The organism is Aeromonas mytilicola subsp. aquatica, assembly GCF_044336385.1.
Taxonomy (GTDB): Bacteria; Pseudomonadota; Gammaproteobacteria; order Enterobacterales; family Aeromonadaceae; genus Aeromonas; species Aeromonas rivipollensis.
Genome location: NZ_CP172298.1, coordinates 2,029,542 through 2,056,090 on the forward strand (window position 1 = coordinate 2,029,542; position 26,549 = coordinate 2,056,090).

Annotated in this window: 26 protein-coding genes, 1 tRNA gene, 1 other RNA gene and 1 riboswitch; of the genes, 22 read left to right on the top strand and 6 right to left on the bottom strand. The window is 60.8% G+C overall.

Annotated elements, in window-relative coordinates:
• The first annotated feature begins 73 nt into the window (after window positions 1-73).
• From ACFWHB_RS09420 to ACFWHB_RS09440, 5 genes are all read left to right on the top strand, one after another.
• Entirely contained in the window at window positions 74-2,014 is a 1,941-nt protein-coding gene (locus tag ACFWHB_RS09420; RefSeq protein WP_163157413.1) for a putative bifunctional diguanylate cyclase/phosphodiesterase, read from the top strand.
• A gap of 153 nt (window positions 2,015-2,167) precedes the next feature.
• Complete coding sequence (locus ACFWHB_RS09425) at window positions 2,168-3,730, top strand: AbgT family transporter (protein ID WP_395950036.1); 1,563 nt, start codon at window positions 2,168-2,170, stop codon at window positions 3,728-3,730.
• A gap of 67 nt (window positions 3,731-3,797) precedes the next feature.
• Entirely contained in the window at window positions 3,798-4,523 is a 726-nt protein-coding gene (gene nfsA / locus ACFWHB_RS09430) for an oxygen-insensitive NADPH nitroreductase (protein WP_395950037.1), read from the top strand.
• 159 nt (window positions 4,524-4,682) lie between these two features.
• Window positions 4,683-5,447 (top strand): hypothetical protein, encoded by a 765-nt coding sequence (locus ACFWHB_RS09435; protein WP_042650272.1) that lies wholly within the window; start codon window positions 4,683-4,685, stop codon window positions 5,445-5,447.
• Entirely contained in the window at window positions 5,441-5,995 is a 555-nt protein-coding gene (locus ACFWHB_RS09440; protein ID WP_395950038.1) for a VOC family protein, read from the top strand. Before ACFWHB_RS09435 ends, ACFWHB_RS09440 begins: the two co-directional genes overlap by 7 nt.
• A 13-nt stretch (window positions 5,996-6,008) precedes the next feature.
• On the opposite strand, the gene ACFWHB_RS09445 is transcribed toward ACFWHB_RS09440, so the two are convergent.
• Entirely contained in the window at window positions 6,009-7,229 is a 1,221-nt protein-coding gene (locus ACFWHB_RS09445; RefSeq protein WP_395950039.1) for an MFS transporter, read from the bottom strand.
• A gap of 93 nt (window positions 7,230-7,322) precedes the next feature.
• Between ACFWHB_RS09445 and ACFWHB_RS09450 the strand changes: the two genes are divergently transcribed.
• Window positions 7,323-8,234: a LysR family transcriptional regulator gene (locus tag ACFWHB_RS09450; RefSeq protein ID WP_395950040.1), complete on the top strand. Its 912-nt coding sequence runs from the start codon at window positions 7,323-7,325 to the stop codon at window positions 8,232-8,234.
• A 72-nt stretch (window positions 8,235-8,306) separates the two neighbouring features.
• On the opposite strand, the gene ribA is transcribed toward ACFWHB_RS09450, so the two are convergent.
• Window positions 8,307-8,900, bottom strand: coding sequence for a GTP cyclohydrolase II (ribA, locus tag ACFWHB_RS09455; protein WP_106886607.1), 594 nt, complete (start codon window positions 8,898-8,900; stop codon window positions 8,307-8,309).
• 261 nt (window positions 8,901-9,161) lie between these two features.
• Here ribA and cmk point away from each other — a divergent pair, with 261 nt between their 5' ends.
• The 6 genes from cmk to pyrF all read left to right on the top strand — a co-directional run bounded on the left by cmk (window position 9,162) and on the right by pyrF (window position 14,462).
• Window positions 9,162-9,854 carry a (d)CMP kinase gene (gene cmk, locus ACFWHB_RS09460; RefSeq protein WP_042649706.1) on the top strand — a complete coding sequence of 231 codons (693 nt, stop codon included), beginning with the start codon at window positions 9,162-9,164 and terminating at the stop codon, window positions 9,852-9,854.
• Window positions 9,855-9,947: 93 nt separating this feature from the next.
• Window positions 9,948-11,618, top strand: coding sequence for a 30S ribosomal protein S1 (gene rpsA / locus ACFWHB_RS09465; protein WP_005327816.1), 1,671 nt, complete (start codon window positions 9,948-9,950; stop codon window positions 11,616-11,618).
• A gap of 92 nt (window positions 11,619-11,710) precedes the next feature.
• Window positions 11,711-11,995 carry an integration host factor subunit beta gene (gene ihfB, locus ACFWHB_RS09470; RefSeq protein ID WP_005299934.1) on the top strand — a complete coding sequence of 95 codons (285 nt, stop codon included), beginning with the start codon at window positions 11,711-11,713 and terminating at the stop codon, window positions 11,993-11,995.
• 156 nt (window positions 11,996-12,151) lie between these two features.
• Window positions 12,152-12,436 (top strand): LapA family protein, encoded by a 285-nt coding sequence (locus ACFWHB_RS09475; RefSeq protein WP_005327818.1) that lies wholly within the window; start codon window positions 12,152-12,154, stop codon window positions 12,434-12,436.
• Between the two features lie 9 nt (window positions 12,437-12,445).
• Window positions 12,446-13,612, top strand: a complete 1,167-nt coding sequence (gene lapB, locus ACFWHB_RS09480) for a lipopolysaccharide assembly protein LapB (protein WP_106886608.1) — start codon at window positions 12,446-12,448, stop codon at window positions 13,610-13,612.
• A 151-nt stretch (window positions 13,613-13,763) separates the two neighbouring features.
• Window positions 13,764-14,462, top strand: a complete 699-nt coding sequence (pyrF, locus tag ACFWHB_RS09485; protein ID WP_111913353.1) for an orotidine-5'-phosphate decarboxylase — start codon at window positions 13,764-13,766, stop codon at window positions 14,460-14,462.
• Window positions 14,463-14,567: 105 nt separating this feature from the next.
• On the opposite strand, the gene rrtA is transcribed toward pyrF, so the two are convergent.
• Window positions 14,568-15,146, bottom strand: coding sequence for a rhombosortase (rrtA, locus tag ACFWHB_RS09490; RefSeq protein WP_395950041.1), 579 nt, complete (start codon window positions 15,144-15,146; stop codon window positions 14,568-14,570).
• Here rrtA and ACFWHB_RS09495 point away from each other — a divergent pair.
• From ACFWHB_RS09495 to ACFWHB_RS09515, 5 genes are all read left to right on the top strand, one after another.
• The gene (locus tag ACFWHB_RS09495) at window positions 15,112-15,756 is read left to right on the top strand and encodes a tRNA-uridine aminocarboxypropyltransferase (protein WP_395950042.1); all 645 of its coding nucleotides are present in this window, start codon (window positions 15,112-15,114) and stop codon (window positions 15,754-15,756) included. The two genes, rrtA and ACFWHB_RS09495, sit on opposite strands and share 35 nt — an antisense overlap.
• Window positions 15,757-15,784: 28 nt before the next feature.
• Window positions 15,785-16,474 carry a 7-cyano-7-deazaguanine synthase QueC gene (queC, locus tag ACFWHB_RS09500; RefSeq protein WP_395950043.1) on the top strand — a complete coding sequence of 230 codons (690 nt, stop codon included), beginning with the start codon at window positions 15,785-15,787 and terminating at the stop codon, window positions 16,472-16,474.
• 61 nt (window positions 16,475-16,535) lie between these two features.
• Window positions 16,536-17,207, top strand: coding sequence for a 7-carboxy-7-deazaguanine synthase QueE (gene queE / locus ACFWHB_RS09505; RefSeq protein ID WP_163147543.1), 672 nt, complete (start codon window positions 16,536-16,538; stop codon window positions 17,205-17,207).
• A gap of 1 nt (window position 17,208) precedes the next feature.
• Window positions 17,209-17,439: a DUF3820 family protein gene (locus ACFWHB_RS09510; RefSeq protein ID WP_005327834.1), complete on the top strand. Its 231-nt coding sequence runs from the start codon at window positions 17,209-17,211 to the stop codon at window positions 17,437-17,439.
• Window positions 17,436-17,999: a cob(I)yrinic acid a,c-diamide adenosyltransferase gene (locus tag ACFWHB_RS09515; protein ID WP_106886611.1), complete on the top strand. Its 564-nt coding sequence runs from the start codon at window positions 17,436-17,438 to the stop codon at window positions 17,997-17,999. Before ACFWHB_RS09510 ends, ACFWHB_RS09515 begins: the two co-directional genes overlap by 4 nt.
• A gap of 71 nt (window positions 18,000-18,070) precedes the next feature.
• Here ACFWHB_RS09515 and ACFWHB_RS09520 read toward each other — a convergent pair whose 3' ends face one another.
• Window positions 18,071-18,475, bottom strand: a complete 405-nt coding sequence (locus ACFWHB_RS09520) for an H-NS family histone-like protein (RefSeq protein WP_025327182.1) — start codon at window positions 18,473-18,475, stop codon at window positions 18,071-18,073.
• Between the two features lie 320 nt (window positions 18,476-18,795).
• Window positions 18,796-18,967, top strand: a riboswitch (Lysine riboswitch).
• A gap of 85 nt (window positions 18,968-19,052) precedes the next feature.
• Between ACFWHB_RS09520 and ACFWHB_RS09525 the strand changes: the two genes are divergently transcribed.
• Together ACFWHB_RS09525 and ACFWHB_RS09530 are read left to right on the top strand one after the other, a co-directional pair.
• Entirely contained in the window at window positions 19,053-20,633 is a 1,581-nt protein-coding gene (locus ACFWHB_RS09525; protein ID WP_111913730.1) for a Na+/H+ antiporter NhaC family protein, read from the top strand.
• A gap of 86 nt (window positions 20,634-20,719) precedes the next feature.
• Entirely contained in the window at window positions 20,720-21,301 is a 582-nt protein-coding gene (locus ACFWHB_RS09530; protein WP_106886613.1) for a thymidine kinase, read from the top strand.
• Between the two features lie 54 nt (window positions 21,302-21,355).
• Here ACFWHB_RS09530 and ACFWHB_RS09535 read toward each other — a convergent pair whose 3' ends face one another.
• A complete protein-coding gene (locus tag ACFWHB_RS09535) occupies window positions 21,356-22,693 on the bottom strand; it encodes a flavohemoglobin expression-modulating QEGLA motif protein (protein WP_106886614.1) in 1,338 nt (445 codons plus the stop codon).
• A gap of 159 nt (window positions 22,694-22,852) precedes the next feature.
• Here ACFWHB_RS09535 and ACFWHB_RS09540 point away from each other — a divergent pair, with 159 nt between their 5' ends.
• From ACFWHB_RS09540 to ACFWHB_RS09550, 3 genes are all read left to right on the top strand, one after another.
• Window positions 22,853-23,308 carry a YbjN domain-containing protein gene (locus tag ACFWHB_RS09540; RefSeq protein ID WP_161507131.1) on the top strand — a complete coding sequence of 152 codons (456 nt, stop codon included), beginning with the start codon at window positions 22,853-22,855 and terminating at the stop codon, window positions 23,306-23,308.
• A 240-nt stretch (window positions 23,309-23,548) separates the two neighbouring features.
• Window positions 23,549-23,636 (top strand) — tRNA-Ser (locus ACFWHB_RS09545).
• 238 nt (window positions 23,637-23,874) lie between these two features.
• A non-coding RNA gene (locus ACFWHB_RS09550) (RtT sRNA) lies at window positions 23,875-24,003 on the top strand.
• Window positions 24,004-24,229: 226 nt separating this feature from the next.
• Here the strand turns inward: ACFWHB_RS09550 and katG are convergent.
• Window positions 24,230-26,407: a catalase/peroxidase HPI gene (gene katG / locus ACFWHB_RS09555; RefSeq protein ID WP_395950044.1), complete on the bottom strand. Its 2,178-nt coding sequence runs from the start codon at window positions 26,405-26,407 to the stop codon at window positions 24,230-24,232.
• Window positions 26,408-26,549: the final 142 nt, after the last annotated feature.

The following is a 26,549-nucleotide window of genomic DNA, read 5'->3' on the forward strand; positions in this document are numbered from 1 at the left end:
TGGTTCTGCCATGAGCTTTCAGCATGAATCATCACGCAACATGAATACGCTAGACGAACGCCTGCTTACCGCGATGGACGTGCTCCATACGCCCATCTGGGTCTATGACATCCAGCGTCACCACATTTACTGGGCCAATGGCTCCGCCCTGGGATTGTGGGAGGCGAGCTCCCTGGCCGAGCTGCAATCCCGCGACTTCTCGGCCGACATGGCCGCCGCCATCGATCTGCTGTTGCAGCGTTATCTCGGTGATTTTCAACAGGATCGCAGTTACAACGAGTGGTGGACCCTCTCCCCCAAGGGGGTCAAGAAGCAGGTCTATCTGCGCCTCTCCGGGATCCAGCTCGCCGGGCGCCAGATGATGATGACGGAGGCGGTCATCGATGCCGACACCCTCTATCAGGAGTCCTCCCTCGCCACTGGCGATACCCTGGCCTGCCTGTTCGACAACGAGGGGGCCCTCGAGAGCGGCAACCACCACTTCGACATGTGTTTCGGCACTGGCATCACCCGGCTTGCCCAGGTCTTCTCCGGTGACGACGAGGCCTTCTACACCCGGCTCTCCCGGGTGGGGGAGGTGGTGGCCGAGGGGGAGTGCCGGACCCAGAAGGGGATGCGCTGGTTCCAGTATCAGTTCCGCCACATCCAGCAGGGTGCGCGGATCTTGCTGACCATGCGGGACATCACGGATCGCAAGCTCGAGGAGCTCGAACACCGTCACCTGGCCTGGCACGACTCCCTCACCGGCCTGCTCAATCGCTACGGCCTGATGAAGTCCCTCGAGGCCTATTGCGGCCTGGGGGGGCGCTTTGCCCTGGTGTTCATGGACCTGGACAACTTCAAGCTGGTCAATGACAACTATGGCCACAAGGCGGGGGATCGCCTGCTGGAGCGGGTGGCCGGCCGGCTCAAGCAGATCTGCCCGCGGGACGTGGAGCTGGCGCGCCTCGGCGGAGACGAGTTCACCGCCCTGGTGCCCCTCAGTCAGGCCAGCGAGCGGGCGCAGGAGGTCGCGGATCTCATGCTCTCCCAGATGAGCAAGCCACTGCAGCTGAGCGGGGTGCCCGAGGTCACCATAGGCGGCAGCATCGGCATCGCCATCTATCCGGACGACGCGGACGACGGGGACAACCTCATCACCCGTGCCGACATGGCCATGTACCAGGCCAAGCAGATGGGGCGCCTGCGTTGGCAGCGCTTCACCCCCAGCATGCAGCAGAGCCTGCACCGCAAGCTGACCCTGAAGCAGTTTCTGGCCAAGGCCGTCGGCAGGGGGGAGCTGAGCCTGCGCTATCAACCCCAGGTGGACGTGGCCCAGGGGAAGCTCATCGGCCTGGAGGCCCTGCTGCGCTGGTACAACCCCGTGCTCGGGCACGTCTCGCCGGCGGAGTTCATCCCGCTTGCCGAAGAGATGGGGCTCATTCGTGAAATAGGGAGCTGGGTGCTCGCCACCGCCTTGGCCCAGATGGGGGAGTGGCAGCGCCAATGGCAGGTGCGGGTGCCGGTGTCGGTCAACCTCTCCGGCTTCCAGCTCTCTGCCTCCCTGCCGGGGCAGGTGGCGCAGCAGCTCAGGGAGTCAGGGGTCGAGGCGGGCCTGCTGACGCTGGAGCTGACCGAAACCGTGCTGATGCTGGACATGAAGGGTTGCATCGAGATCCTCGACGCCCTGAGCGAGCAGGGGATCAAGATCGCCATCGACGACTTTGGCACCGGCTACTCGTCGCTCGCCTACCTCAACCGTCTGCCCATCGACACCATCAAGCTGGACCGCTCCTTCGTGGTGGGGCTGAACCTGCCGGTGATCCGGGCCACCGTGGCCATGGCCACCAGTCTGGGGCTCGGGATCCTGGCGGAAGGGGTGGAGGACGAGCACGAGCTGGCGGCCCTGCGGGCCCAGGGCTGTCACGTCTTCCAGGGGTTCCTGTTCAGCCCCCCCATGACCCCGGAGGAGGTGGCGGCGGCAGGCTTCGGGATCCGGTGCAAGCTTGGTCACTATCCGCTGATCGGCGGCTGAGCCCGCCGCTGACAATGTGCGGCATGTCCCATTTCCGGAGCGCGACATGCCAAATTAAACATAATTAATCGAATTTTTGTCTCATATCATGGGATTCATTAGACGTTATCGCTAGTATGCGCGCTCATTCCTTGGTAATGGAGTATCACCATAATGAGTCAAGCCGCAGTGAACGAGCGTCAGGCCAGTCCCAATGGCTGGTTGAACCGCTTCCTGAACGGGGTCGAGAAGGCGGGCAACAAGCTGCCGGATCCCGCCATGTTGTTCCTCTATGCCTTGCTGATCGTCTGGGTCGGCTCCTGGATAGGCTCCCAGTTCTCCTTCGATCTGGTCAATCCCCGCACCGGGGAAGCCGTGGTGGTCAACAACCTGTTGACCGGGGCGGGGCTGGCCGAGTTTCTCGCCAGCATGGTCACCACCTTCACCGGCTTTGCGCCGCTCGGCATAGTGCTGGTGGCCATGCTGGGGGTCGGGGTGGCCGAGCAGTCCGGCTTCATCAACACCGGCCTGAAGAAGTTGCTCAAGGTGACGCCGGCGCGCTTCCTGACCCCCATGCTGATCCTGGTGGCCATCGTCAGCCATACCGCAGCAGATGCGGGCTATGTGCTGGTGATCCCCATCGGCGGCATCATCTTCCATGCGGCGGGCCGTCATCCGCTGGCGGGCATAGCCGCCGCCTTTGCCGGGGTCTCCGGCGGCTTTGCCGCCAACTTCCTGCCCTCCGGCGGGGATGCCCTGCTGCAGGGGTTCACCCAGTCGGCGGCCCAGCTGCTCGACCCCGACTACATGGTCAACACCCTGTGCAACATCATCTTCACCGGCGCCTCCTCCCTGCTGATCATCTGTGTGGGCTGGTTTGTCACCGAGAAGATAGTGGAGCCGCGCCTCAGGCAGGTGCCCCTCAACGAGGATCTGGAGAGTGCCGACGAGATGGGGCGCTACAGCGCGCAGGAGAGCCGGGCCTTCAACTGGGCCGGGTTTGCCATGCTGGCGGCCGTGGTGCTGCTGGGGCTGGCCCTGTCCCCGGACGACTCGCCGATGCGGGCACCGGATGGATCGCTCACCACCTTCGCGGCACCCGTGATGAAGTCCATTGTGCCCCTCATCTTCCTGCTCTTCATCCTGCCCGGCATCGTCTACGGCTTCGTGGCGGGGAGCTTCAAGAGCGGCAAGGACGTGATCGACGCCATGTCGGCCACCATGAACAAGATGGGCTCCTACATGGTGATGGCCTTCTTCTGCGCCCTCTTCATCAAGGCGTTTGGTGACTCCAACCTGGGGACCCTGCTGGCCCTCTCCGGCGCCGAGGTGCTCCACGCCCTGGCGCTGCCGGGGGAGGTGACCATAGTCGGCATGATACTGCTCACCGCCAGCGTCAACCTGGTGGTGGGCTCGGCCTCGGCCAAGTGGGCCCTCATCAGCCCCATCCTGGTGCCCATGCTGATGGCGGTGGGGATCTCCCCCGAGCTGACCCAGGCGGCCTATCGGGTGGGGGATTCCGCCTCCAACATCATCACCCCGCTGATGGTGTTCTTCCCTCTGGTGGTGGTCTATTGCCAGCAGTATGTGAAGAGCACCGGCATCGGCACCCTGGTCTCCATGATGTTGCCTTACTCCCTGGCCTTCCTGGTGAGCTGGACGTGCTTCCTGCTGCTCTACTGGGCGCTGGGCTTCCCGCTCGGGCTGCAGGCCCCCTATGTGTATCCTGCCCCCTGAGGGTGACGAGGGGCCTTGGGCCCCTCGCTTTTTTTGGGTACAGTGTGACCTTCATTTTGGAGGCACCATGAACCCGACCATAGATCTCATCCTTTCCCATCGCTCCATTCGTCAGTTCACCCCTGAGCCCATCAGCGCCTCGCAACTCGATCAGATACTGAGCGCCGCCCAGAGCGCCTCCAGCTCCAGCTTCCTGCAGGCAAACAGCCTCATCCGGGTGACCGACAAGGGGCTGCGCGTCACCCTGGCCGAGCTGGCCGGGCACCAGGCCTACGTGGCCGAGGCGGCGGAGTTCCTGCTGTTTTGCGCCGACTATCAACGTCACAGCCAGATAGTGCCGGAGGCACAGACCGGCTTCGTGGAGCAGCTCATGATAGGCGCCATCGACGGGGCCCTGATGGCCCAGAATGCCCTGCTGGCGGCCCAGTCTCTGGGCCTTGGCGGCGTCTACATCGGCGGCATTCGCAACAACCCGGCCGCGGTGAGCGAGCTGCTGGGGCTGCCCCATCAGGTGATCCCGCTGTTCGGCCTCTGCCTGGGCCATCCCGCCCAGCAACCGGAGCAGAAGCCCAGGCTGCCCCGCGCGCTGGTGGTGCACGAGAATCGCTATCCAGAGACACTCGATCGCGCCCTGCTGGCGCAATACGACAGCCAAATCCACGACTACTACCTGGCCCGCAGCAGCAACAACAAGGTGCAGACCTGGAGCGGACAGATCAAGGCCATCCTCGGCAAGGAGGCGCGTCCCTTCATGCTGGGCTTCCTCCAGTCGAAGGGGTTTTGCCTCAAGTAATGGGGGCGGCGGGCGATATGGAGCATGAGGCCCCGGGCATCGCCATCGCCGCGGCTCCCTTGCGTTGTTGTGAGGCAAGGTGCGATCTGGGCGCTACCCTATGCGGGTAAGCTGTTGTAGGATCACGCAATTGGATTGGGACAGGAGTGTGAATACCCTATGATTTTAACCTTGATATTGCTGTCGATTGGCGCACTCCTGTTTCTGGTCATCGCCTATAACGTGGTGCAGCAATACAAACAGAAGGCGGAAGCCGACAAGCGCCAGGCCATCGCCCGCCACAAGGCCGTGGCAGACGAGACGGAGGAGGTGCTGCTGAACGTCAACCTGGTGCCCTTCTCCAAGAACATGGTGCTGCTGCTGCAACACAGGATCCTGGATGCCTACCGCGCCATAGTGCAGGTCATGCCGAATCCCCAGGTCAAGCAGCGCATCATCGACGTCCAGACCCAGATCAAGAACGTGCAGGAGAACTACAGCAGTCAGGACGAGGGGCACTTCAAGACCCCGGAGTCCGACCGTCAGGCGATCCAGATGTTGCAGCTGGCCAAGAAGATGCGGGCCGTGCTGCGGGTCGAGCACAACAAGGGCAAGATAGATCCTCAGGGGTTTGCCCAGGAAGATCGCCGCCTCGAGCTGATGCAGCTCAAGATCAACATCGCCAACCTGATCAAGCGGGCCATGGATGCCCAGATCCAGGGGCAGTACGGCACCTGCCGTCAGCTCTATACCAAGGGGCTCGGCGCCCTGGCCAATGTCTCCGACAAGGACCCTTACCTGCTGGCGCGGGAAGAGGACATGCGACAGGGGATGCGCCAGCTGGAAGAGCATCTGCAGCAGCACAGCGAGAAGGAGCTGCAAAACATCAAGGACAAAGAAGCGGACGAGCTCGATGTCCTGTTCCAACCCAAGAAGAAATGGTGATCATGTCTCATCCACTGGATACCACGCTGGGGCCCATGGCCCCATTCATTTGCCAACTGCTCACTGAAATGCACGCCCTCATGGGGGAATGCGACGCCCCTGTGGTAGATCATCTCTGCTACCGCGCCGCCACCTTGCCGGAATACCTGGCCCTGAAAGAGACGCTGGCGCGCCATGGGGTGCTGCTGGTGGAGGGGATGATAGGGGGCCGCCCCATCGCCACCTATCGCCTGCATCAGCCCGTCTGCTGGCAGCAGGTCACTGTCCCCTGCGTCGAGCTGGCCGCCCCCAAGGCAGGCCGCGCCCATCAGGCGGGGCTGGAGCACATAGAGCTGGTGGTGCCCTCACTGCCGGCGCTGGTGGCCGCGCATCCCGGGCTTGCGTTCAAGACAGCCAACATGGACGACGGGCGCAACCCGGATGTGGGGCTGATGCTGCCTTCGGGGCAAATCAAGTTTCATCTGCGCCCTTTGAGCGAGGTGATCGACGAGGAGCTGCACACTGGCGCCGTGGTGCCGGTGCCGGCGGACTATTACGACGCCCAGTGAGTCGAGGGCCCCGTCACTGGCGTGACGAGGCGTGAGAGGAGAGGGGCGGCGCCGCGCGCCCCTTGAGATGGCCGAGCCAGAGGCTCAAGGCGGCGGTGACGCACAAGACCAGTTCTATGCCGAGCACCAATCCCCAAAGGCCCCCCCGCTCCCAGAAGGGATGCAAGTAAAGCCCCCCCAGACTGGCCCCCAGATAATACCCCACCAGATAGAGCGACGAGGCGAGCGCCCTGTTGTGCTCCACATGCTGGCCGACCCAGGCGCTGGCGCAGGCGTGGGCGAGGAAGAAGCCGAAACTCGAGACAAGCAACCCTCCTATGATGGCGGCAAGGGTACCCTGCAGCAGGGCGAGGCTGCCGAGGGCCATCAGGGCTATCCCCGCCAGCAGCAGGCGCTGCGCCCCAAAGCGATGGGCACAGCGGCCGCTCAGGGAGGAGGCGAGGGTGCCGGTGAGGTAGGTCAGAAACAGCATGCCGAGCCACTGGGTCGGCAGGGAGAAGGGGGCCTTGGCCAGCAGGAAGGTAAGGTAGCTGTACTGGTTCAGGAACACCATGAAGTTGAGCCCGCCGATGAGATAGGCCCCCAGCAGCAAGGGGTTGCCGAGGTGGCTCTGGATGGCCCCGCGCAGTTGTCCGGGCGCCGCCACCACGGCCACGAAACGGGTCTGGGCGGGTAGCAACCAGATGACCAGCGGCAGCAGGGCGAGACTGATGAGCCCGATCCCGAGGAAGGTATGTTGCCAGTCGCCAAACCAGCCCGCCAGCAGGCCGCCGACCACCCGGCCGGCGATGCCGCCGAGGGAGTTGGCGGCGATATAGACCCCCACCGCCGAGAGCAGGGCACGCTTGCTGAACTCTTCTCCCATGTAGGCGATGGCGGTGGCCGGCAGCCCGGCCAGCAAGGCCCCCTGCAGCATGCGCAGGCACACCAGCAGATCGAAGCGAGTCACCCAGGGAATGCACAGGGAAAGCAGTATGGCGCAGGTCAAGGTCCACAGCATGATCCGGCGACGCCCGAACCTGTCCGCCAGGCGGGCGCAGATGAGCAGCGATCCCGCGAGCCCGGCGGTGCAGCCCGCCAGGGTCCATCCAGCCGACAGGGAGCTGACGGAGAACACCTGTGCCAGCAGGGGCAGCAGGGGATGGGTCTGATAGAGATTGAGAAATACCAGGAAGGATCCCAGGCTGAGGGCCAGGGTGGCGCGTATCCATTCGCGACTGCCTACTTCGATCATATGGAGTTGTCCCGACGACTTTTGTGCAGAGTAGTGGGTCGCTCTATATAAATATAATATATTTAAGTTATCAGTCTGATAAATGGAATTGATATGGATCTGAAACAGCTCGGTTACCTGCTGGCAGTGCGGGACGCGGGCTCCTTCACCAAGGCCGCCCAGGGCTTGCACGTGGCGCAACCGGCCGTCAGCATGGCCATCGCCAAGCTGGAGCAACAGCTCGAACTGCGCCTGTTCGACAGGCAGGATCGCAGCGTGCGGCTCACCCCGGAGGGGGAGGTGCTCTGCCGTCACGCCGAGCGGCTGCTGCTGCAGATGCACCAGGCAGAGGCGGAGATGGCCGAGCTCAAGGGACTGGAGCGGGGGGAGGTGCGCATCGGCATTCCCTACATGATGGGCTCCTATTACTTCCCGCCGATCCTGATGGCCTTCAAGCATAGCTACCCCGGTTTGAAGATCCGGGTGGAGGAAGCTGGCACCCGCGAGCTGCTCAGTCGCATGGTGGACGGCAGCCTGGATCTGGCCATCCTTATCACCAGCGATCTGCCGCCTGCCCTCGAGGGGGCCCAGCTGCTGCGCGAGGAGATGCTGATGGTGGTGGGGGAGGAGCATCCCCTGCGCGGGGCCGGCGCCGTCTCGCTGCCGCAATTCTTCAGCCAGGAGCTCGCCATGTTCCGGCGGGGTTTCTACCACAGAGAGCACATGGAGGCGCTGGCACAGGGCTTGGGGATCGAGCCCAACATCGGCTTCGAGAGCAACCTCATCCCCCTGCTCAAGGCGGTGGTGAGACAGGGGTTCGCCGTGACCACCTTCCTGCGCATGGCGCTGGAGGAGGAGACGGCGCTTTGCGGCATCCCCTTTGCTCCGCCCATCTTCCTCGATCTCTGCGTGGCCTGGCGGCGGGGAGATCCCCTCTCCATGGCCAACCGGGCGCTGCGGGATTTTCTGTTGGCACAGGCCAATCCAGAGTCAGCACCATACGGTGCCTTGGTGGACAATCAATAGGGCAGCGAAAACGCCAACAAAAACGCCTCCCGATGGGAGGCGTTTTTCATTCCGCTGCCAGGCTGCGAGCCATCACTTCTTGAACAGATGATCCAGCTTGTTCGCCTTGGTGGAGAGATAGAACTCGTTGTGGGGATTGCGCCCCTCCTGCAGGGGGACGCGCTCGGCCACCGGAATGCCAAAGGATTCCATCGCCTTCAGCTTGCGCGGGTTGTTGGTCATCAAGCGCAGACTCTTGACCTCCAAGGCCTTCAGCATATCGGCACAGATGGTGTAATCGCGCATGTCGGCGGCAAAGCCCAGTGCCACGTTGGCCTCGACGGTGTCGGCGCCCTGATCCTGCAGATGATAGGCACGGATCTTGTTGAGCAGGCCTATGCCACGGCCTTCCTGGCGGACATATAGCAAGACGCCGCGACCGGCCTTGGCGATCTTCTCCATGGCAGCCTGCAACTGGAAGCCGCAGTCGCAGCGCAGGCTGAACAGGGCGTCCCCGGTCAGACACTCGGAATGAATTCGGCCCAGTACGGGCTCACCGTCCGCGATATCGCCCATCACCAGTGCGGCGTGATCCTTGCCTGTACCGGTTTCCTGAAAGCCAACTAGCGTGAAGGTGCCCCAGGGGGTTGGCAACTTGGATTTAGCCACCAGGCTAATGCTGCTCATAGGGTTGCTCCTGACTACAACTGCTTAAAAAAGGCGGCCAGTTTAGCGCGCCTTGTCCATAACAACCATAAGAACAAAACCTTGCAGGAGGGATGGTTTACCGGATTGGTCATAATAGGCGCAATCGCGACGACTTTTGCGCAATTGTGCGCCCTGACAACTGCCAGCGCCGGTGCATTCGGGTATAATCGGCGCCCATTACCCCATCCCGCCAGGGATGTGTGCAACCAGTCAACATGCCGAGTGCGCAGGAGAAAAGTTATGCCTCAGATGGCCCCCGTGATGACAATTGATGGCCCGAGTGGAGCCGGTAAGGGCACCCTGTGCCAGCTGTTGGCAGAGAAACTGGGATGGCACCTGCTCGACTCCGGTGCCATCTACCGGGTGCTGGCGCTGGCGGCCTTGCACCACGATGTGGAGCTCGACGCCGAAGCCGCGCTGGTGCCCCTGGCTGCCAATCTGGACGTGCAGTTCCAGGTCGACGGCGGACAGGTCAAGGTGGTGCTGGAAGGGGAAGATGTCTCCCGTACCATCCGCTCCCAGGAAGTGAGCGATGCCGCCAGCAAGGTCGCCGTCTTCCCCCGCGTGCGCGAGGCGCTGCTGCGCCGCCAGCGTGCCTTCCGCCAGTTGCCGGGTCTCATTGCCGATGGTCGTGATATGGGGACTGTGGTTTTCCCCGAGGCCGAAGTGAAGATTTTCCTCGATGCCAGCGCGGAAGAGCGGGCGCAGCGCCGCTATAAGCAGTTGCAAGATAAGGGCTTTGATGTTAACTTTGAGCGTCTTTTAACCGAGATTCGGGAACGTGACGATCGCGACAGAAATCGCGCCGTTGCCCCCCTGAAACCCGCGGAAGATGCTCTTGTGGTAGACTCAACGTCTATGACCATAGATGACGTACTGGCAACGGTGCTCGCCTATGCGGAGCAACAACTTGGTGATGTCAGCACCAGCTGATGTCAGTCGTCTGCACCATGGATGGCGCAGATAATTTAAAACAACCCCGCTTGTGCCGGATTGCGAGTGGATGTTTCATTTGTGACACAAACAATGATCGAATCTTTTGCTCAACTCTTTGAAGAGTCCCTGAACGCCGTTGAAACCCGTCAAGGTTCCATCGTCAAGGGTACCGTCGTTGCTATCGAGAACGGTTTTGTACTGGTTGACGCCGGTCTGAAATCCGAGTCTGCCATTCCTGCTGAAGAGTTCAAGAACGCCCTGGGCGAACTGGAAATCAACGTAGGCGACACCGTTGACGTGGCTCTGGACTCTATCGAAGATGGTTTCGGCGAAACCAAGCTGTCCCGCGAAAAAGCCAAGCGCCACGAAGCCTGGCTGCAGCTTGAGAAGGCATACGAAGAGCAAGCTACCGTTATCGGTATCATCAACGGCAAGGTCAAGGGTGGTTTCACCGTTGAGCTGAACGGCATCCGTGCCTTCCTGCCGGGTTCTCTGGTTGACGTGCGTCCGATCCGTGACACCGCTCACCTGGAAAACAAAGAACTCGAGTTCAAGGTCATCAAGCTGGACCAGAAGCGCAACAACGTTGTCGTTTCCCGTCGTGCCGTGATCGAAACCGAGAACACCTCCGAGCGCGAAAGCCTGCTGGCCAACCTGCAAGAAGGTCAAGAAGTTAAGGGTATCGTCAAGAACCTGACCGACTACGGTGCATTCGTAGATCTGGGCGGTGTTGACGGCCTGCTGCACATCACCGACATGGCGTGGAAGCGCGTTAAGCATCCTTCCGAAATCGTCAACGTTGGCGACGAGATCGCAGTCAAGGTTCTGAAGTTCGACCGCGAGCGTACCCGTGTATCCCTGGGTCTGAAGCAGCTGGGCGAAGATCCCTGGGTTGCTATCGCCAAGCGTTACCCGGAGACCACCCGTCTGTCTGGCCGCGTGACCAACCTGACCGACTACGGCTGCTTCGTTGAAATCGAAGAAGGCGTTGAAGGCCTGGTACACGTATCCGAGATGGATTGGACCAACAAGAACATCCACCCGTCCAAGGTTGTTAACGTTGGCGATGTGGTTGACGTGATGGTTCTGGACATCGACGAAGAGCGTCGTCGTATCTCCCTGGGTCTGAAGCAGTGCAAGTCCAACCCGTGGCAGCTGTTTGCCGAAACTCACGCCAAGGGCGACCGTGTTTCCGGCAAGATCAAGTCCATCACTGACTTCGGTATCTTCATCGGTCTGGACGGCGGCATCGACGGCCTGGTTCACCTGTCTGACATCTCCTGGAACAACCAGGGCGAAGAAGCAGTACGTGAATTCAAGAAGGGCGACGAAATCGAAGCCGTTGTTCTGCAAGTGGACCCGGAGCGCGAGCGCATCTCCCTGGGTGTCAAGCAGATCGAAGAAGACCCGTTCAACAAGTACCTGTCTGACAACAAGAAAGGTGCTATCGTGAAGGGTAAGGTTACCGAGGTTGACGCCAAGGGTGCCGTGATCGAACTGGCTGACGGCGTGGAAGGCTACCTGCGTGCCTCCGACGCTGCTCGTGACCGTGTAGAAGACGCCACTCTGGTGCTGTCTGTCGGTGACGAAGTTGAAGCCAAATTCATGGGTGTTGATCGCAAGAACCGTACCGTAAGCCTGTCTGTCCGTGCCAAGGACGAGGCTGACGAGCGTGTTGCCATCGACAGCCTGAACCAACAAGAAGAAGTTGTGTTCAGCAATGCCATGATGGAAGCGTTCAAAGCCGCCAAGGGTGAGTAATCCTTGATGCAAGAAAAGGGCGGCTTTACGCCGCCCTTTTTTATCTTGGCATAATGAAAATTGCATGTGATCGGGGAAGGAGATTTAACCTTATGACCAAATCAGATCTCATCGAACAATTGGCTGCCAGCCGCATGCATATGCCGGCCAAAGATGTCGAAGCCGCCATCAAGGAGATCCTTGAGCAGATGGCATCGACCTTGCAAAACGGCGACCGGATTGAAATCCGAGGATTTGGAAGTTTCTCACTGCACTATCGTGCGCCCCGCGTGGGTCGCAACCCCAAGACCGGGGACAAGGTTGAACTGACCGGGAAATATGTCCCGCATTTCAAGCCTGGTAAAGAGTTGCGCGAACGCGTGAACATCATCGAATAATGCAGAAAATGGCATACCTGGGTATGCCTTTTTTATTTTTACGTCTTTAGATATGTGATTTGTCAGGTTTCTCGCAGTCTTTTCCCATTCGCTCTAGAGTCTGCCTGTGATTTTAAGGATAATCAGTCTCTCATTAGCTACAGACAGGGAGATCTTATGAAGCGCATCTTGGCCCTCATCCCATTGGTGCTGGTGTTTGTACTGACCCTCGCCATCGGCTCGCAAAATGGCCAGCTGGTGCAGTTCAACTATCTCATCGCCCAGGGGGAGTTCTCCCTCTCCATGCTGCTGGGGTTCTTCTTTGCCGGTGGCTTCCTGTTGGGCTGGCTGGTGTTCGGTCTGCTCTTCCTGCGCTTGAAACTGCAAAACCGCACCCTCAGTCGCACCATGCGTCGTCAATCCCGTGAGTTGGAGCTAGCCCGGTCGCCAGCCAAGGAATAATGTCCCTCGATGCTTGAACTGCTTTTCCTGCTGTTGCCGATTGCCGCCGGTTATGGCTGGTACATGGGACGCAGGAGTGTTCGTCAGGACACCCAGCAACAGAGTAACCAGTTTTCCCGCCAGTACGTGGCGGGCCTCAACTATTTGCTGTCTGACGAGTCGGACAAGGCGGTGGATCTCTTCATCCAGCTGCTGGAAGTCGACAGCGAAACCATCGAAACCCATCTATCCCTCGGCAACCTGTTTCGTCAACGGGGCGAGGTCGATCGCGCCATCAAGATCCACCAGAACCTGGTCGCCCGCCAGCTGACCCGGGAGCAGCGTCAGCTCGCGCTGCAGGAGCTGGCCCGGGATTTCCTGGCTGCCGGCCTTCTGGATCGGGCCGAAGCGCTCTGGAAGGAGCTGTGCGAAGACAGCGACTTTGAAGAGACGGCGCTGGCGCAGTTGCTCATCATCCATCAACAGCTGCGCGACTGGGACAAGGCCATCGAGGTCGCCATTCGCCTGCAGAAATTCCAGGGCAAGAAGCTGGCGGAGCCCATCTCCCATTTCTATTGCGAGCAGGCGGAGAGCGCCTTGCGCGACGGTGACAAGGGGGCGGGGATCGCCAAGTTCAAGCGGGCGCTCGCTGCCCATCCTGCCTGCGCTCGGGCCAGCCTGCGACTGGCCGATCTGTCGATGGAAGAGGGCAAGTACGAGGAGGCCAGCAAGGATCTGCTGCGGGTGTTCGAGCAGGACATGGATTTTGCCTCCGAAGCCATGCCCAGGCTGCTCGATTGCTATCAGCAGCTTGGCCGCACCCAGGAGCTGATCCCGCTGCTGGAGAAGGCGGTGGAGGATCATGCCGGTGTCAGCGTAACCCTGGCCCTGGCCAATCTGGTGGAGGCGCGCGACGGCCTGAGCCAGGCCCGCGCCCTGGTGCTGCGTCAGCTGCGGCGCCACCCCTCCATGAAGGGGTTTTACCAGCTGGTGGGCTTCCAGTTGGCCAGCGCCGAGGAGGGGCCCGCCAAGGAGAGTCTGGAGCTGCTGCAGCAGCTGGTCGGCGAGCAGATCAAGATAAAATCGACCCACAAGTGCCGCCAGTGCGGCTTTGCCACCCATTCGCTGTTCTGGCAGTGTCCCTCCTGCCGGCAGTGGGGCTCCATCAAGCCTATTCGTGGCCTGGATGGTGAATAGCCCTTAGTGACCAAAAGTCCGTCCCCGCGCGCCTCGAGCGGAGGCGGCAAGCCGAACCCGGCGCTAACCCAAGTGATCAAGATGCCAGACTGCGACCGGCTCGTCGGCCGTGTCGAGTCTGGATGTGGCATAACAACCCATAGGAAGTGACATGCAAGACCCCAAAGTACTGGTCGCGCTGGATTATCAGCACGAAGCCGATGCCTTCGCCTTCATTGAACAGATCTCTCCGGCCGAGTGCCGCCTCAAGGTGGGCAAGGAGATGTTTACCCTGTTTGGCCCCCAGTTCGTGCGTCAGCTGGTGGCCAAGGGCTTCGAGGTGTTCCTGGATCTGAAGTTTCACGACATTCCCAATACGGTTGCCAAGGCCGTGGCGGCGAGTGCCGAGCTCGGGGTCTGGATGGTCAACGTCCATGCCAGCGGGGGAGAACGCATGATGCGCGCTGCCAGGGAGGCGCTGCTGCCCTATGGTGACAAGGCGCCTCTGCTGATCGGGGTGACAGTGCTGACCAGCATGGAGCAGTCCGATATGGCCCCCCTGGGTCTGGATGTTAGCCCGGCCGAGCAGGTGATCCGGTTGGCCACCCTCGCCAAGACGGCAGGGCTGGACGGCGTGGTCTGCTCCGCCGAGGAAGCCAGTGCGTTGAAAGCCTTACTCGGCACCGACTTCAAGCTGGTGACCCCGGGCATTCGCCCGAGCGGATCGGCGGCCGGGGATCAACGCCGGGTCATGACGCCGCTGGCGGCGGTGGAGGCGGGGGCCGACTACCTGGTGATAGGGCGACCCATCACTCAGGCGGCGGATCCGGCCGCCGTGCTGGGGGCGATCAACGCCGAGCTCTGCCGATAAGGGGTCGACCCCTTGATGAGCACAGGCCGGATTGCAGATCCGGCCTGTTGCATTTTGATGGGTGAGAACTGCTGCGAATGAGTGGCAGCCCTTATCCGAGAGGGATCAGGACTTGACGGTCTGCACACCCAGGCCGATGGGGAAGAGGCCGAGCAGCAGGCCGGCAGCCGAGCCGATGAGGTGCGACTCTATGTGCACCCTGGCGCCAATGAGGGCAGAGACAGGGCTCTCTCCCGCACTGTAAAAATCCAGCCCGAGCTTGATGACGATGCCAACTAGCATGAGCCAGCCCGAATGGCGACGATAGCGGATATCCTGCATGGCTCCCCACACGAACAAGCCGTGCAGCAAGCCGGATAGCCCCATGTACCATTGGGTCTGCGGGCACCACCACCAGATCCCGAGCCCGACGGCCGTCCCCAGCAGCAGGAGCAGCACGGGCAGGCGCCAGCCCATCAGGTATTCGCGAAACAGGCTGTAGAGCACCGCAAGCCCGCTCAGGTTGAGCAGCAGGTGCCATCCGTTGGTGTGGGCCAGATTGCCTGTTATGATGCGCCACCCTTCGCCCTGGGCGATCAGGTCGCGATCGAAGGAGAGCAGGTGGTTAGGTACGGTGAAGAAGAGCAAGGCAGTGACGAGCGAAAGCGTGATGACCCAGAGCAGACCCGATTTTTCTGACAACATGAAACAACCCAACGACAGAGAGAGCCGATACTGTACACGCTGTACCCGAGCCCTCAAAGCCTGCCTGTGTGAATATATCCAGCAGGTGCCTCACCTCGCACCGCTCCATATCCTGCAGCATCCCGGCGAGGTCGCCCACCCCAAGGGAACGGCCGCCCTGCTGGCCGCCTCCCTCAGCCATGCCCGCATTCACGTGGGGGAGCATTTCGCCGATGCCGACTGGCTCAATGCCCTGCTCGCCGCCCCCAAGGTGCAGTGCTATCTGCTGTGGCCTGACGAAGAGGCTCAGACTCTGGCGCAGGTGCGCGAGGGCCGTGAGCAAGCCAAAGAGGTGCACTTCATCCTGCTCGATGGTACCTGGCGCAAGGCCTATCGCATGTTGCACAGCAACCCGGCCCTGCAGGCATTGCCGAGGATCACGCTGGGCGCCATGGCGGGGCAATATTCCATTCGCAAGAAGCCGTTTCCCGAGGCGCTGTCGACCCTGGAGGCGGGCTACCATCTGTTATCCCAGTGGGAAGGGGAGCCCGAGCGCTTCGCCCCGCTGATGAACCTCTTTACCCAGTTGAACCGGCAGTGGCATGACTTTGCCCAAGGTCGCCGCGCTTGAATCTGAATTGCAAACAGGAGTGATGAACGTGAAAAAAGCCGTCGTGGTATTCAGTGGTGGTCAGGACAGTACCACCTGCCTGGTGCAGGCCCTGGCCCTCTATGATGAAGTGCACGCCATCACCTTCGACTATGGCCAGCGTCATCGGGAAGAGATCGAGACTGCTCGACGTCTGGCAGGGCAGCTCGGGATTGCCGCCCACAAGGTGATGGATGTGACCATGCTGGGTGAGCTGGCCGTCTCGGCCCTGACCCGTGACGACATCCCGGTCAGCGGTGAGCTGCAGGACAACGGCCTGCCCAACACCTTCGTGCCGGGTCGCAACATACTGTTTCTGACCCTGGCGGCCATCTATGCCTATCAGGTCGGTGCCGACACCCTGATCACCGGGGTGTGCGAGACCGACTTCTCCGGTTACCCCGATTGCCGCGACGACTTCGTCAAGGCCCTCAATCAGGCGGTGTCGCTGGGGCTGGATCGCGCCATTCGCTTCGAGACCCCCCTGATGTGGCTCGACAAGGCGGAAACCTGGGCGCTGGCGGATCACTATGGGCACCTCGAGACGGTGCGCCAGCAGACCCTGACCTGCTACAACGGTATCCAGGGGGATGGCTGCGGCACTTGCCCCGCCTGCGAGCTGCGCAGCCGCGGCCTGCAACGCTATCTGTGCGACAAGGCGGGCATCATGGCCAGCTTGCGCGAGAAAACCGGATTGTGATCCTGCCTCTTTCCCGGGTTTGGGGTATAATCCGCGCCTTTTGCAGCAAGCCGTGACCGAGATGCACTACCCAATCAACGAGATCTTCCAGACCATCCAGGGGGAGGGCGTCTTCACTGGCGTGCCCGCCATCTTCGTTCGCCTGCAAGGCTGCCCGGTGGGCTGTCCCTGGTGCGACACCCGCCATACCTGGGTGGTGGATCCTGCCCGTGAGGTGGGCAGCCGCGAGGTGCTCGACCGATCCAACGAGTCCGATGGCTGGAGCAAGATGAGCACGGAGGAGATCCTGGGAAGCTTCGAGACCCTGGGTTACCGGGCGCGCCATGTGGTGTTGACCGGTGGCGAGCCCTGTCTCTACGATCTGCACGAACTCTCGTCGGCCCTGCTGGCGGCGGGATATCAGGTGCAGATCGAAACCAGTGGTACCAGCGAGATCCTGACCCACGCGCAGACCTGGGTCACCGTCTCCCCCAAGATCGGCATGAAGGGGGGCTTGCCTGTGCTGGTCTCGGCCCTGGAGCGGGCCAACGAGATCAAGCATCCGGTGGCTACCGAGCGCCATATCGAGGAGCTCGATGTCCTGCTGGCCACGGCCAGCCTGCGTCCCGACGTGGTGATAGCATTGCAGCCCATCAGCCAGAAGCCCAGGGCCACCGAGCTGGCCATGGCGACCTGCATCGCCCGTAATTGGCGGCTCTCCATCCAGACCCATAAATATCTGAATATCGATTGATATGGACAGACTCTCCGATGAGCGGGTATTGCTCACCCTGGCGGGCAAGATGCCCTACGGTAAATATCAGGGGCGACGCATCATAGATATTCCAGAGCCCTATCTGGTATGGATGGCGCGCAGCGGTTTTCCGGCTGGCGCGCTGGGCCAAACCCTGGCTCTGGCGTACGAGATAAAACTCAATGGACTCGAATCCATGATTATTCCCATTATTAACAGGATGTCAGAATGAGAATATATACCCGGCAAGGGGACAAGGGCCTCACGCGGTTGGCTGATGGCTCCTCCCTTGCAAAAGATGACAGGCGGGTCGAGACCTATGGCGCCATTGACGAGCTCAATTCCCAGATAGGTCTGCTAATGGCCGAAATACCCGAGAATGAGCCGGCATTATTGGCTGAACTCATATTGTTGCAGCAAGAGCTGTTTGATTTGGGCGGGGAGCTGGCGTTTTCCAGCGAGGCGCAAAATGCTTCCCTGTGGCAGGTCAATGAGGCCTGGACGGCGCGGCTGGAGCAACAGATTGATGCCTACAGCGCCCAGTTGCCTGTATTGCGCAATTTCATCCTGCCGAGCGGATCACGGGCGGCGGCGCAGGCCCATGTGGTGCGCACCCTGACCCGTCGCTGCGAGCGGCTGCTGCTCGGCCTGAGCCGGGAAGAGCAGGTGAACCCGGCTATCCTGCCCTATCTGAATCGGCTAAGTGACTGGTTTTTCACGGTGGCCAGATACTTGCTGGTCTCTGCCGGCACCCCGGAAGTGCTCTGGGTCAAGGCGGCAGACAGGCGCTGAAACGCCCGGCATTGACACAATAAAAAACCTCGCATGGCGAGGTTTTTTATTGGGCGGGACTGTGCTTCAGATCAGATGGCAAAGTCTTCCACAGATTTGCCTTCGGCCACGGCCTTGGCAATGGCGGAGGGCATGCGGCCCTGGCCGGTCCAGGTTTTTTCCACGCCATTGTCCAGATAACGATATTTGGCGGGGCGGGGGGCACGTTTGCCTTTGCTGGCCTTGGTGCTTTCGGTGGCAACTGTGCCCACCAATTCAGCAGGATCTATCCCTGCGGCTTTCAACATTTCGGCGTATTCGGCAATTTTCTTCTGATGTTCTTCGCGGGCCTGGCGTTCTGCAGATTCATCCTGCTGGCGCTCGGCGACCACCTCGGACAATTTCTGCAGTCCCTCTTCCAGTTGCTCCAGGGACAAATCGCGGCAGGCTGCGCGCAGACTACGGATATTCAGCAGAATTTTCAAAAATTCGTTCATATTGGCTACCACGCGAGCAGAAATATTAATGGGAAGGGCTGGTTTTTCGATAATTTATAGGGGGATTTGGCATCAAGTCAAGTCTGCCAAAATAATTAATTAGGCAGATAAATAAAGTCTGGCAATTATTCACGACGCCCGGTTTATTCTTTTTGCAGCGGGTTCATTTCCGAATGAGTGCTGAGTAGATGAAAATATCGACCATGTCGTATTTTATGAACCATTTGACTACCATTTTTCCACTTTTCGCCACACAAGCCTTGAAATTTAATCAAAAAACTTGCTATCACCCGGTGGCTCGATAAAATGTGCCGCGAATACCTTTAAGTAGAGGCGCGCTGCCTATGAGTAACCGAGCGGAGGGTGATGCCTGCGATGCTCGATGAAAGGAGTCGGCGCCGAAGTGACCAGGCCATCATACCGGGTTGCTGGTTCTGCATCGAACAGGTGCAGGACTGCCATAGTCATCCACTATGGAGCGCTACCTGAAGGGGCTGAGGAGTATGCCCGCCCTGGGTTTTGTTTCTTTGATCCTCTCGGTAGATCTCCACCTGTTGTCTTTAGGTGCAAAGAGATCATGGACATCGTTCATTACGCCGACTCCGGTTGGTCCGTCGTTCCCCCCTTGTTGGCCGTCGCCCTTGCGATCATCACCCGCCGCGTCCTGGTGTCGCTGGGGGTTGGTATTGTGGCCGGCAGTCTGCTGCTCAACCAGTTCTCCCCCCTCGATTCCCTGCATTACATGTTGAACACCGTGCTCAAGATCTTCTGGGTCGACGGTGCGCTCAACCGGGACAACGTCAACATGATCCTGTTCATGTTGCTGCTGGGGGGCCTCATCAGCCTGATGAGCGTCTCCGGGGCGACCCGGGCCTTCGCCGAGTGGGCGGCGCGGCGCGCCAAGACCCGCAAGGGGGCCAAGGCCCTCACCGGCATGATGGTCTTCGCCTTCTTCATCGATGACTTCTTCCACAGCCTGTCGGTGGGGGCCATCTGCCGTCCGGTCACCGATCGCTTCCAGATCTCCCGCGCCAAGCTGGCCTATCTGCTGGACTCCACCGCGGCGCCGGTCTGCGTGCTGATGCCTATCTCCTCCTGGGGCGCTTACATAATCGCCCTGGTGGGCGGCATAATGGCGGCCCATGGCCTGACCGATCAGAGCCCCATCTCCGCCTTCGTCGAGATGATCCCGATGAACCTCTATGCGGTCTTCACCCTGATCATGGTGCTGGTGGTGATCGCCTTCCAGCTCGACATCGGCTCCATGCGTCAACACGAGCAGTGGGCGCTGGAAGGCAAGCTGTGGGATGAGTCCAAGGGCCGTCCCATCGGTCTGGACATGGAGTCTCCGGAGGAGAGCAATGGCGGCATGATCGACATGGTGCTGCCGATCCTGACCCTGACTCTGGCGACCGTCTACTTCATGATTGATTCCGGCGCCGCCGTGCTGGCCGGCAAAGGCCTGCCGTTCAGCGTGCTCGGCTCGTTCGAGAACACCAACGTCGGCTCCTCCCTGGTCTATGGCGCCCTGTGCAGCCTGGTGGTTTCCATAGGTCTGGCCATGCGCCTCAAGCTGGGTGCCAAGAACTGGATGAAGGCGGCCCCCCAGGGGATCATGGCCATGCTGCCCGCCATCAACATACTGCTGTTCGCCTGGACCATAGGCGCCGTGGTGCGCGACGTGGAGACCGGCAAGTACCTGGCCTCCATGGCCAACGGCAACCTGCCGATCGAAGTGCTGCCGGCAGTGGTCTTCATCCTCTCCTGCGCCATGGCCTTTGCCACGGGGACCAGCTGGGGCACCTTCGGTATCATGCTGCCACTGGCCGGTGACATGGCGGCCGCCAGCGACATCAGCCTGATGCTGCCGATGCTGGCCGCCGTGCTGGCGGGCTCGGTGTTCGGTGATCACAGCTCGCCCATCTCCAGCACCAGCATCCTCTCGGCCACAGGTGCCGGTTGCCATCACATCGATCACGTGATGACCCAGCTGCCCTATGCGCTTGCCATCGCCTTCGGTGCCGCCCTCGGTTACCTGGTGATGGGGATGATGCACTCTGTGCTGGCGGGTTTCACCGTCAGCGGGCTCTGGTTCATCATCTTCTCCGGTTACCATTTGCGTAAAGCGCGGCTCCAGCGAGACCTGGCGGTCGCATAAATGAAACAAGGGGCCCACGGGCCCCTTGGTTTTGGCAGGGGCTTTGGTTAGCATGCGCCCCATAAATTCAGTTTCGGAACAGTACCATGGCTTCACTGCACTACAAATTTGCCACCATGAACTCGGGCAAATCGACCCAGCTCATCCAGGCGCATTTCAATTATCTGGAGCGCGGTATGAATCCGCTGGCCATGACGCCGGTCATCGACGACCGCTTCGGGGTCGGGGTGATCCGCGCCAGAGTGGGTCTGGAGCTGAAAGTGGAAGTGTTCAGTGACAGCTGCGATCTGTTCGAGATGGTCAAGGCGCGCCACGGCGAGAAGAAGATCGATGTGTTCATCGTCGACGAGGCGCAGTTCCTGACCCGTGAGCAGGTGTATCAGCTGGCCCGCATCGTCGATGAGCTCAAGATCCCGGTCATGGCCTACGGCCTCAAGACAGATTTTCGCGGCGAGCTGTTCCCCGGCTCCTACCACCTGCTCTGTCTGGCCGACAAGTTCGAGGAGCTCAAGAGCATCTGCTGGTGTGGCAACAAGGCACACATGAACTCCCGGGTGAACGAAGCCGGGTTGGTAATGCGTGACGGCGAGCAGGTGGAGATAGGGGGCAACGACCGTTATGTGTCGCTCTGCCGCAAGCACTATCTGGAAGGGCGGGCTTACAAGTAAGCCACAGCATCAAGAAGGGCGCCTCACGGGCGCCCTTTTTTGTCGAGGAAGGGCTCAGTCTATCTCTATGTCCACCGGCGCTATGATGGGGTCGGCCACCGGCAGGCGGTGGAACAGCTGGCGAAAATGCTGCTGTACCCGGCCGATGTCGATGAGCGACATGCCGGAGGCGAAGCCGAACCAGACGTAGAGGCCGGTGAGATCGCGGAACATGGGGGGCAGGTAGCGGGGCGCATCAATGAGCCCCTCCAGATAGTGCTGATAGAGCACAGGGATGTCGTCCAGGGTCACCTTGCCGACGAACAGCATGGGCAGGATCTCCGGCACCCCCTCCAGCACGGCGCTGCGGATGAAGTTGACCGTCTCCACATAGCCTCTCACGTAGGAGAGATCCTTGGTGAAGCAGGCGCCTCCCTCGACCATGCCGCCCCTAAACACCCGCTGGGTGATCTTGTAGGCATCGTGCTCGCTGGCGCCCTTCTCGACGAAGTGGCGGAACACCTCGATGAAGTCGGCGCCGCGCTCCGCCATGTCGATGGCCATCACCCGATCCGAGATGCGCTTGGCCCTGTCCGGAAAGGAGCTGAAGGTGAGGGTCTCAATGAGCACTGCCAACCCCTCCTGGCAGGCGGTGATGCGCGGCGAGCCAGCCCCCAGCCAGGTGGCATAGGATTGCTGGCGGCCGTTGAGGGTAGTGCCGACGTGCACCCAGCCCTCGTGCACCTCCAATACCTGCAAGTCCAGCTCGGAGAAGCGGGCGTGGGAGCTGAGCTTGATGTAATCCCCCCCGGCGGCGGCATCGGAGACGATGCCATCGCTCAGCTTGACCTGCACTGTGCCGTCGCTGAAGTAGTTCGACAGCTTGCCCTGCAACCTGGCCACCGCCGCTTCCCCCTCGAACTCCTTGGGGTAGGGGCGCACCAGATGGCGGGCGCCAGGCAGGGAGAAGATGTCGCACAGCCGGGCCCCCAGCTCTTTCAGGGTCTTGCGATCCCCGCGCAGGTGATCGCTCGCCGAGCCGTAGAGCAACTGGCTGTAGCGCTGAAAGTCCGGCTGCCCGCGCTGGCGCAGCATCTCGATCACCACCATGTACTGATCCACCGTCTCTTGCAGGATCCGGCCCAGATCATCCTGGGGCCCCAGTTTTCTGCGGATCCTGTCCCTCAGCTCCTTGAGCTCCAGGTATTTGTTGCGGGGATCGAAATCGAGGGGGAGGGCCTGATAGAAGTCGGCATCGATGGCGGGCAGCGCTCGTCCGCCCTTGGCGAGAAACTCGGTCTGCAGGTGGCGAGGCCATTTGATGGCATCCAGGATGCGAATGGGTTTTTGCAGGGCGAGCAGTTCATCCGAGAGGGATTTCAGGTGCAGGCGATACTTTTCTTGGATGGTCATCGGGCCTTCTGTGGAGGCGAGTGCGGTACGAGAATGGCTGAGTATATGCATAGCGCTTGCCAAAAAGAAGCGAGACCAGGAGTGATCCCGCCTGTGCGCTTTTGGTTGTCGGAAAATTGGTTTAGACTGCGCCCCTTGATCCTTATTGTGTTCGTGAAAATGATGAATATCCCCAGCTCTGAAATGATAATGCGTTGGCTGCAGCAGGCCCGGATCGAGCACTATGTGTGCGATCAGTGCCACGGCATCCACATGGTCTCCCTGCAGTCCGTCGAGGGCATCCAGGAGAGCCGGATCTTCGTGGAAGAGGAAGGGTTGCTGTTTTCATCCGAGCTGGAGGTACGCCCCTCATCGCTGCTGCCCCTGGTGGCCGAGCTGGGTCGTCTCAACATGCAATACCCGTCCCTCAAGGTGTTCCTCGACATCATAGATGACAACCTGCCGCGCCTCGTCGTGGGCCACACCGTCTTCACCAAGGCGGGTCTCTCCGTCGAGCAGTTCCTGCTGTTCGTCGAGAGCACCACGGCGGCGACCCATGAAGTGGTTTCCGAATGTGAACGCCTTGGCTTCCTCAATCTGCCGGAGATCCAGGTCGCACCGGAATCTGTGCACTGAGTTGCGCGATTAATGTGCGAACGGTTCGCGGCAGCCAAAAAGCCGTTGACGCCGGCGGGGCTTTCCCCTAAATTACGCCCCGTTCCGGCGCAATAGCTCCGCGAATGTCGTGTTGGCTGAACACGTTAAACCACAGACCAAAATTTGGTGATGTGCCCAAGTGGCTGCCAGCCGATGAAATCGGCAAGAAAGTACGCAGCGCGTGCTACGCAAGCCACAGGCAGATGACTGAAACAAATTGGTGAGGTGTCCGAGTGGCTGAAGGAGCACGCCTGGAAAGTGTGTATACGGCAACGTATCGAGGGTTCGAATCCCTCCCTCACCGCCAAATAAAGTAAAAGGGCCTGTCGCAAGACAGGCCCTTTTACTTTATCCGGTGATGGGCGGCTCGGTTCTAACCCTGGTTCGACAAGGGGGCAGGACAGCCCCCTTGGACAGCCCCCTTGGACAGCCGCAGGCTGCCCGCAGGGCGAGCGCCAGGGATGGCGCGAGTCAATCCCGACCCACCGCCAAATTGAAAAACCGACCTCAGGGTCGGTTTTTTGCATCTGGTGGCACAGCAAAATCAGATGCCCATGGAGGGAGGGTGAGAACCCTCGCCGGGTTCGAGCAGAGCAGCTTGCTGCGATGAACGGCCAACGGCCGCCCCGAAGGGGTGAGCCACGCAGTGGCGAATCATCCCTCCCTCACCGCCAAATAAAGTAAAAGGGCCTGTCGCAAGACAGGCCCTTTTACTTTATCCGGTGATGGGCGGTTCGGTTCTAACCCTGGTTCGACAAGGGGGCATGATGGTCCGGTTAAATCCAGACCCGCCGCCAACATAAAAACCCGACCTTATGGTCGGGTTTTTATGTTGTGGTGCCCGGTCATCTCTCACGCATTTCCCTTGAAGCAGGCCTGGCGGCATGCAGGGAGTGAGCGTCAGGCGAGATCGAAGCGATCCAGGTTCATCACCTTGGTCCAGGCCGCCACGAAGTCCTTCACGAACTTCTCTTTCCCGTCCGCACTGGCATACACCTCGGCCAGCGCCCGCAACTGGGAGTTAGAGCCGAACAGCAGATCGACGCGGGTGCCGGTCCACTTGACCTTGCCCGTCTTGCGATCACTCCCCTCGTAGATGCCCTTGGCTCCTGCCGCCGGTTTCCACTCAGTGCCCATGTCGAGCAGGTTGATGAAGAAGTCGTTGGAGAGGGTCCCAGGCGTTGCGGTAAACACCCCGTGGCAGTTGTCGGTGTTGGTGCCGAGCACGCGCATGCCACCGATCAGCACCGTCATCTCGGGGGCGCTGAGAGTCAGCAACTGGGCCTTGTCCACCAGCATGGCTTCCGAGAGCTCTGCGTAGTCACCGCCCAGATAGTTGCGAAAACCGTCGGCGAGGGGTTCGAGCACGGCAAAGGAGTCGACATCCGTCTGTGCCTGGGAGGCATCCATGCGGCCCGGTGCGAAGGGCACAGTCACAGTGACGCCCGCCAGTTTGGCCGCCTGCTCGACACCAATGCCGCCGGCCAGCACGATCAGATCGGCGAGGGAGACCTGCTTGCCGCCGGTGGCCGAGGCGTTGAACCCCTGCTGGATGCCTTCTAGGGTCTTGAGCACCTTGGCCAACTGTGCCGGTTGGTTGGCTGCCCACTCTTTTTGCGGGGCGAGCCGGATGCGCGCCCCGTTGGCGCCGCCCCGCTTGTCAGAGCCGCGGAAGGTGGCGGCAGAGGCCCAGGCGGTCGATGCCAGCTCGGCGACGGTCAGGGCGGAGGCGAGGATCTTCTCTTTGAGGGCGGCCAGGTCCTTGTCATCGACCAGGGGATGATTGACGGCGGGGATGGGGTCTTGCCAGATCAGCTCCTCGCTGGGCACTTCCGGCCCCAGGTAGCGTGCGATGGGGCCCATGTCCCTGTGGGTCAGCTTGTACCAGGCGCGGGCAAAGGCATCGGCGAAGGCTTGTGGATCCTCGTAGAAGTGGCGGGAGATCTTGCCGAATTCTGGATCAAAGCGCAGGGTCAGGTCGGTGGTCAGCATGGTCGGCTTGTGGAACTTGCCCGGGATATGCGCATCGGGAATGATCTCCGGTGCATCCTTGGCCACCCACTGCTTGGCGCCCGCCGGTGACTTGGTCAGCTCCCATTCGTACTTGAACAGGTTCTCGAAGAAGTTGTTGCTCCACAAGGCAGGGGTCTTGGTCCAGGTCACCTCGAGACCGCTGGAGACGGTATCCTTGCCGTGGCCGCTGCCGTAGTCGCTCATCCAGCCGAGGCCCTGGGCCTCCAGAGGCGCGGCTTCCGGCTCTGGCCCCTTGTGGGATTCGGGCGCGGCGCCGTGGGCCTTGCCGAAGGTGTGGCCGCCTGCGATGAGGGCTACCGTCTCTTCATCGTTCATGGCCATGCGACCGAAGGTGGAACGGATGTCCTTGGCCGCCTCCATGTAGTCACCGCTGGCGTTGGGCCCTTCCGGGTTGACGTAGATGAGACCCATGTGGGTGGCTCCGAAGGGGGCCGTGAGCTCGCGATCGCCCTTGACCCGATCGGGATCGACCCCGAGCCAGGCAATTTCATCCCCCCAGTTGACGTCCTGATCCGGCTCCCACACATCCGGGCGGCCACCACCAAATCCGAAGGTTCTAAAGCCCATGGACTCCAGCGCGACGTTGCCGGCGAGGATCAGCAGATCGGCCCAGGAGATCTTGTTGCCGTACTTCTGCTTGATGGGCCAGAGCAGGCGGCGGGACTTGTCGATGTTGACGTTGTCGGGCCAGCTGTTGAGGGGGGCGAAGCGTTGTTGGCCACGACCGCCACCGCCACGGCCATCCGTGATGCGATAGGTGCCTGCGGCGTGCCAGGTCATGCGGATGAACTGGGGACCGTAGTGACCGAAGTCCGCCGGCCACCACTCCTGAGAGTCTGTCATCAGCTTGACCAGGTCTTTCTTGAGTGCCTTGTAGTCGAGGCTGTTGAATGCCTCGGCATAGTTGAAATCTTTGTCCATGGGATCGGAGCTGGGGGAATGCTGGTGCAGCAGATCCAGCCGCAACTGATTCGGCCACCAATCACGATTGGTTCTGCCGACGCCGGCGGTGTGGTTGAAGGGGCATTTGCTTTCTTCACTCATCTCAGTCTCTCCTTGGAGGGCATGTACATTGCTGACAACCTAGTATGGGAAGATTTCCACTGCGCTGTGTGGGGTCATGGCAGGGGAGCCGTCTGCTGTTGATCAGGTCCTTATCAATAACTCCTTTATTTTCAATTTATTG

Coding starts and splice junctions, on each gene's coding strand:
- ACFWHB_RS09450 (WP_395950040.1), top strand. CDS start 7,323: ATGGATCTGAAACAGCTCGGTTACCTGCTGGCAGTGCGGGACGCGGGC.
- ACFWHB_RS09475 (WP_005327818.1), top strand. CDS start 12,152: ATGAAGCGCATCTTGGCCCTCATCCCATTGGTGCTGGTGTTTGTACTG.
- ACFWHB_RS09440 (WP_395950038.1), top strand. CDS start 5,441: ATGGTGATCATGTCTCATCCACTGGATACCACGCTGGGGCCCATGGCC.
- ACFWHB_RS09420 (WP_163157413.1), top strand. CDS start 74: ATGGACGTGCTCCATACGCCCATCTGGGTCTATGACATCCAGCGTCAC.
- cmk (WP_042649706.1), top strand. CDS start 9,162: ATGCCTCAGATGGCCCCCGTGATGACAATTGATGGCCCGAGTGGAGCC.
- lapB (WP_106886608.1), top strand. CDS start 12,446: ATGCTTGAACTGCTTTTCCTGCTGTTGCCGATTGCCGCCGGTTATGGC.
- ACFWHB_RS09525 (WP_111913730.1), top strand. CDS start 19,053: ATGGACATCGTTCATTACGCCGACTCCGGTTGGTCCGTCGTTCCCCCC.
- ACFWHB_RS09495 (WP_395950042.1), top strand. CDS start 15,112: ATGACCCAGAGCAGACCCGATTTTTCTGACAACATGAAACAACCCAAC.
- ACFWHB_RS09435 (WP_042650272.1), top strand. CDS start 4,683: ATGATTTTAACCTTGATATTGCTGTCGATTGGCGCACTCCTGTTTCTG.
- ACFWHB_RS09520 (WP_025327182.1), bottom strand. CDS start 18,475: ATGAACGAATTTTTGAAAATTCTGCTGAATATCCGTAGTCTGCGCGCA.
- ihfB (WP_005299934.1), top strand. CDS start 11,711: ATGACCAAATCAGATCTCATCGAACAATTGGCTGCCAGCCGCATGCAT.
- ACFWHB_RS09530 (WP_106886613.1), top strand. CDS start 20,720: ATGGCTTCACTGCACTACAAATTTGCCACCATGAACTCGGGCAAATCG.
- rpsA (WP_005327816.1), top strand. CDS start 9,948: ATGATCGAATCTTTTGCTCAACTCTTTGAAGAGTCCCTGAACGCCGTT.
- nfsA (WP_395950037.1), top strand. CDS start 3,798: ATGAACCCGACCATAGATCTCATCCTTTCCCATCGCTCCATTCGTCAG.
- ribA (WP_106886607.1), bottom strand. CDS start 8,900: ATGAGCAGCATTAGCCTGGTGGCTAAATCCAAGTTGCCAACCCCCTGG.
- ACFWHB_RS09540 (WP_161507131.1), top strand. CDS start 22,853: ATGATGAATATCCCCAGCTCTGAAATGATAATGCGTTGGCTGCAGCAG.
- pyrF (WP_111913353.1), top strand. CDS start 13,764: ATGCAAGACCCCAAAGTACTGGTCGCGCTGGATTATCAGCACGAAGCC.
- ACFWHB_RS09510 (WP_005327834.1), top strand. CDS start 17,209: ATGGACAGACTCTCCGATGAGCGGGTATTGCTCACCCTGGCGGGCAAG.
- ACFWHB_RS09515 (WP_106886611.1), top strand. CDS start 17,436: ATGAGAATATATACCCGGCAAGGGGACAAGGGCCTCACGCGGTTGGCT.
- ACFWHB_RS09535 (WP_106886614.1), bottom strand. CDS start 22,693: ATGACCATCCAAGAAAAGTATCGCCTGCACCTGAAATCCCTCTCGGAT.
- ACFWHB_RS09425 (WP_395950036.1), top strand. CDS start 2,168: ATGAGTCAAGCCGCAGTGAACGAGCGTCAGGCCAGTCCCAATGGCTGG.
- queE (WP_163147543.1), top strand. CDS start 16,536: ATGCACTACCCAATCAACGAGATCTTCCAGACCATCCAGGGGGAGGGC.
- katG (WP_395950044.1), bottom strand. CDS start 26,407: ATGAGTGAAGAAAGCAAATGCCCCTTCAACCACACCGCCGGCGTCGGC.
- rrtA (WP_395950041.1), bottom strand. CDS start 15,146: ATGTTGTCAGAAAAATCGGGTCTGCTCTGGGTCATCACGCTTTCGCTC.
- ACFWHB_RS09445 (WP_395950039.1), bottom strand. CDS start 7,229: ATGATCGAAGTAGGCAGTCGCGAATGGATACGCGCCACCCTGGCCCTC.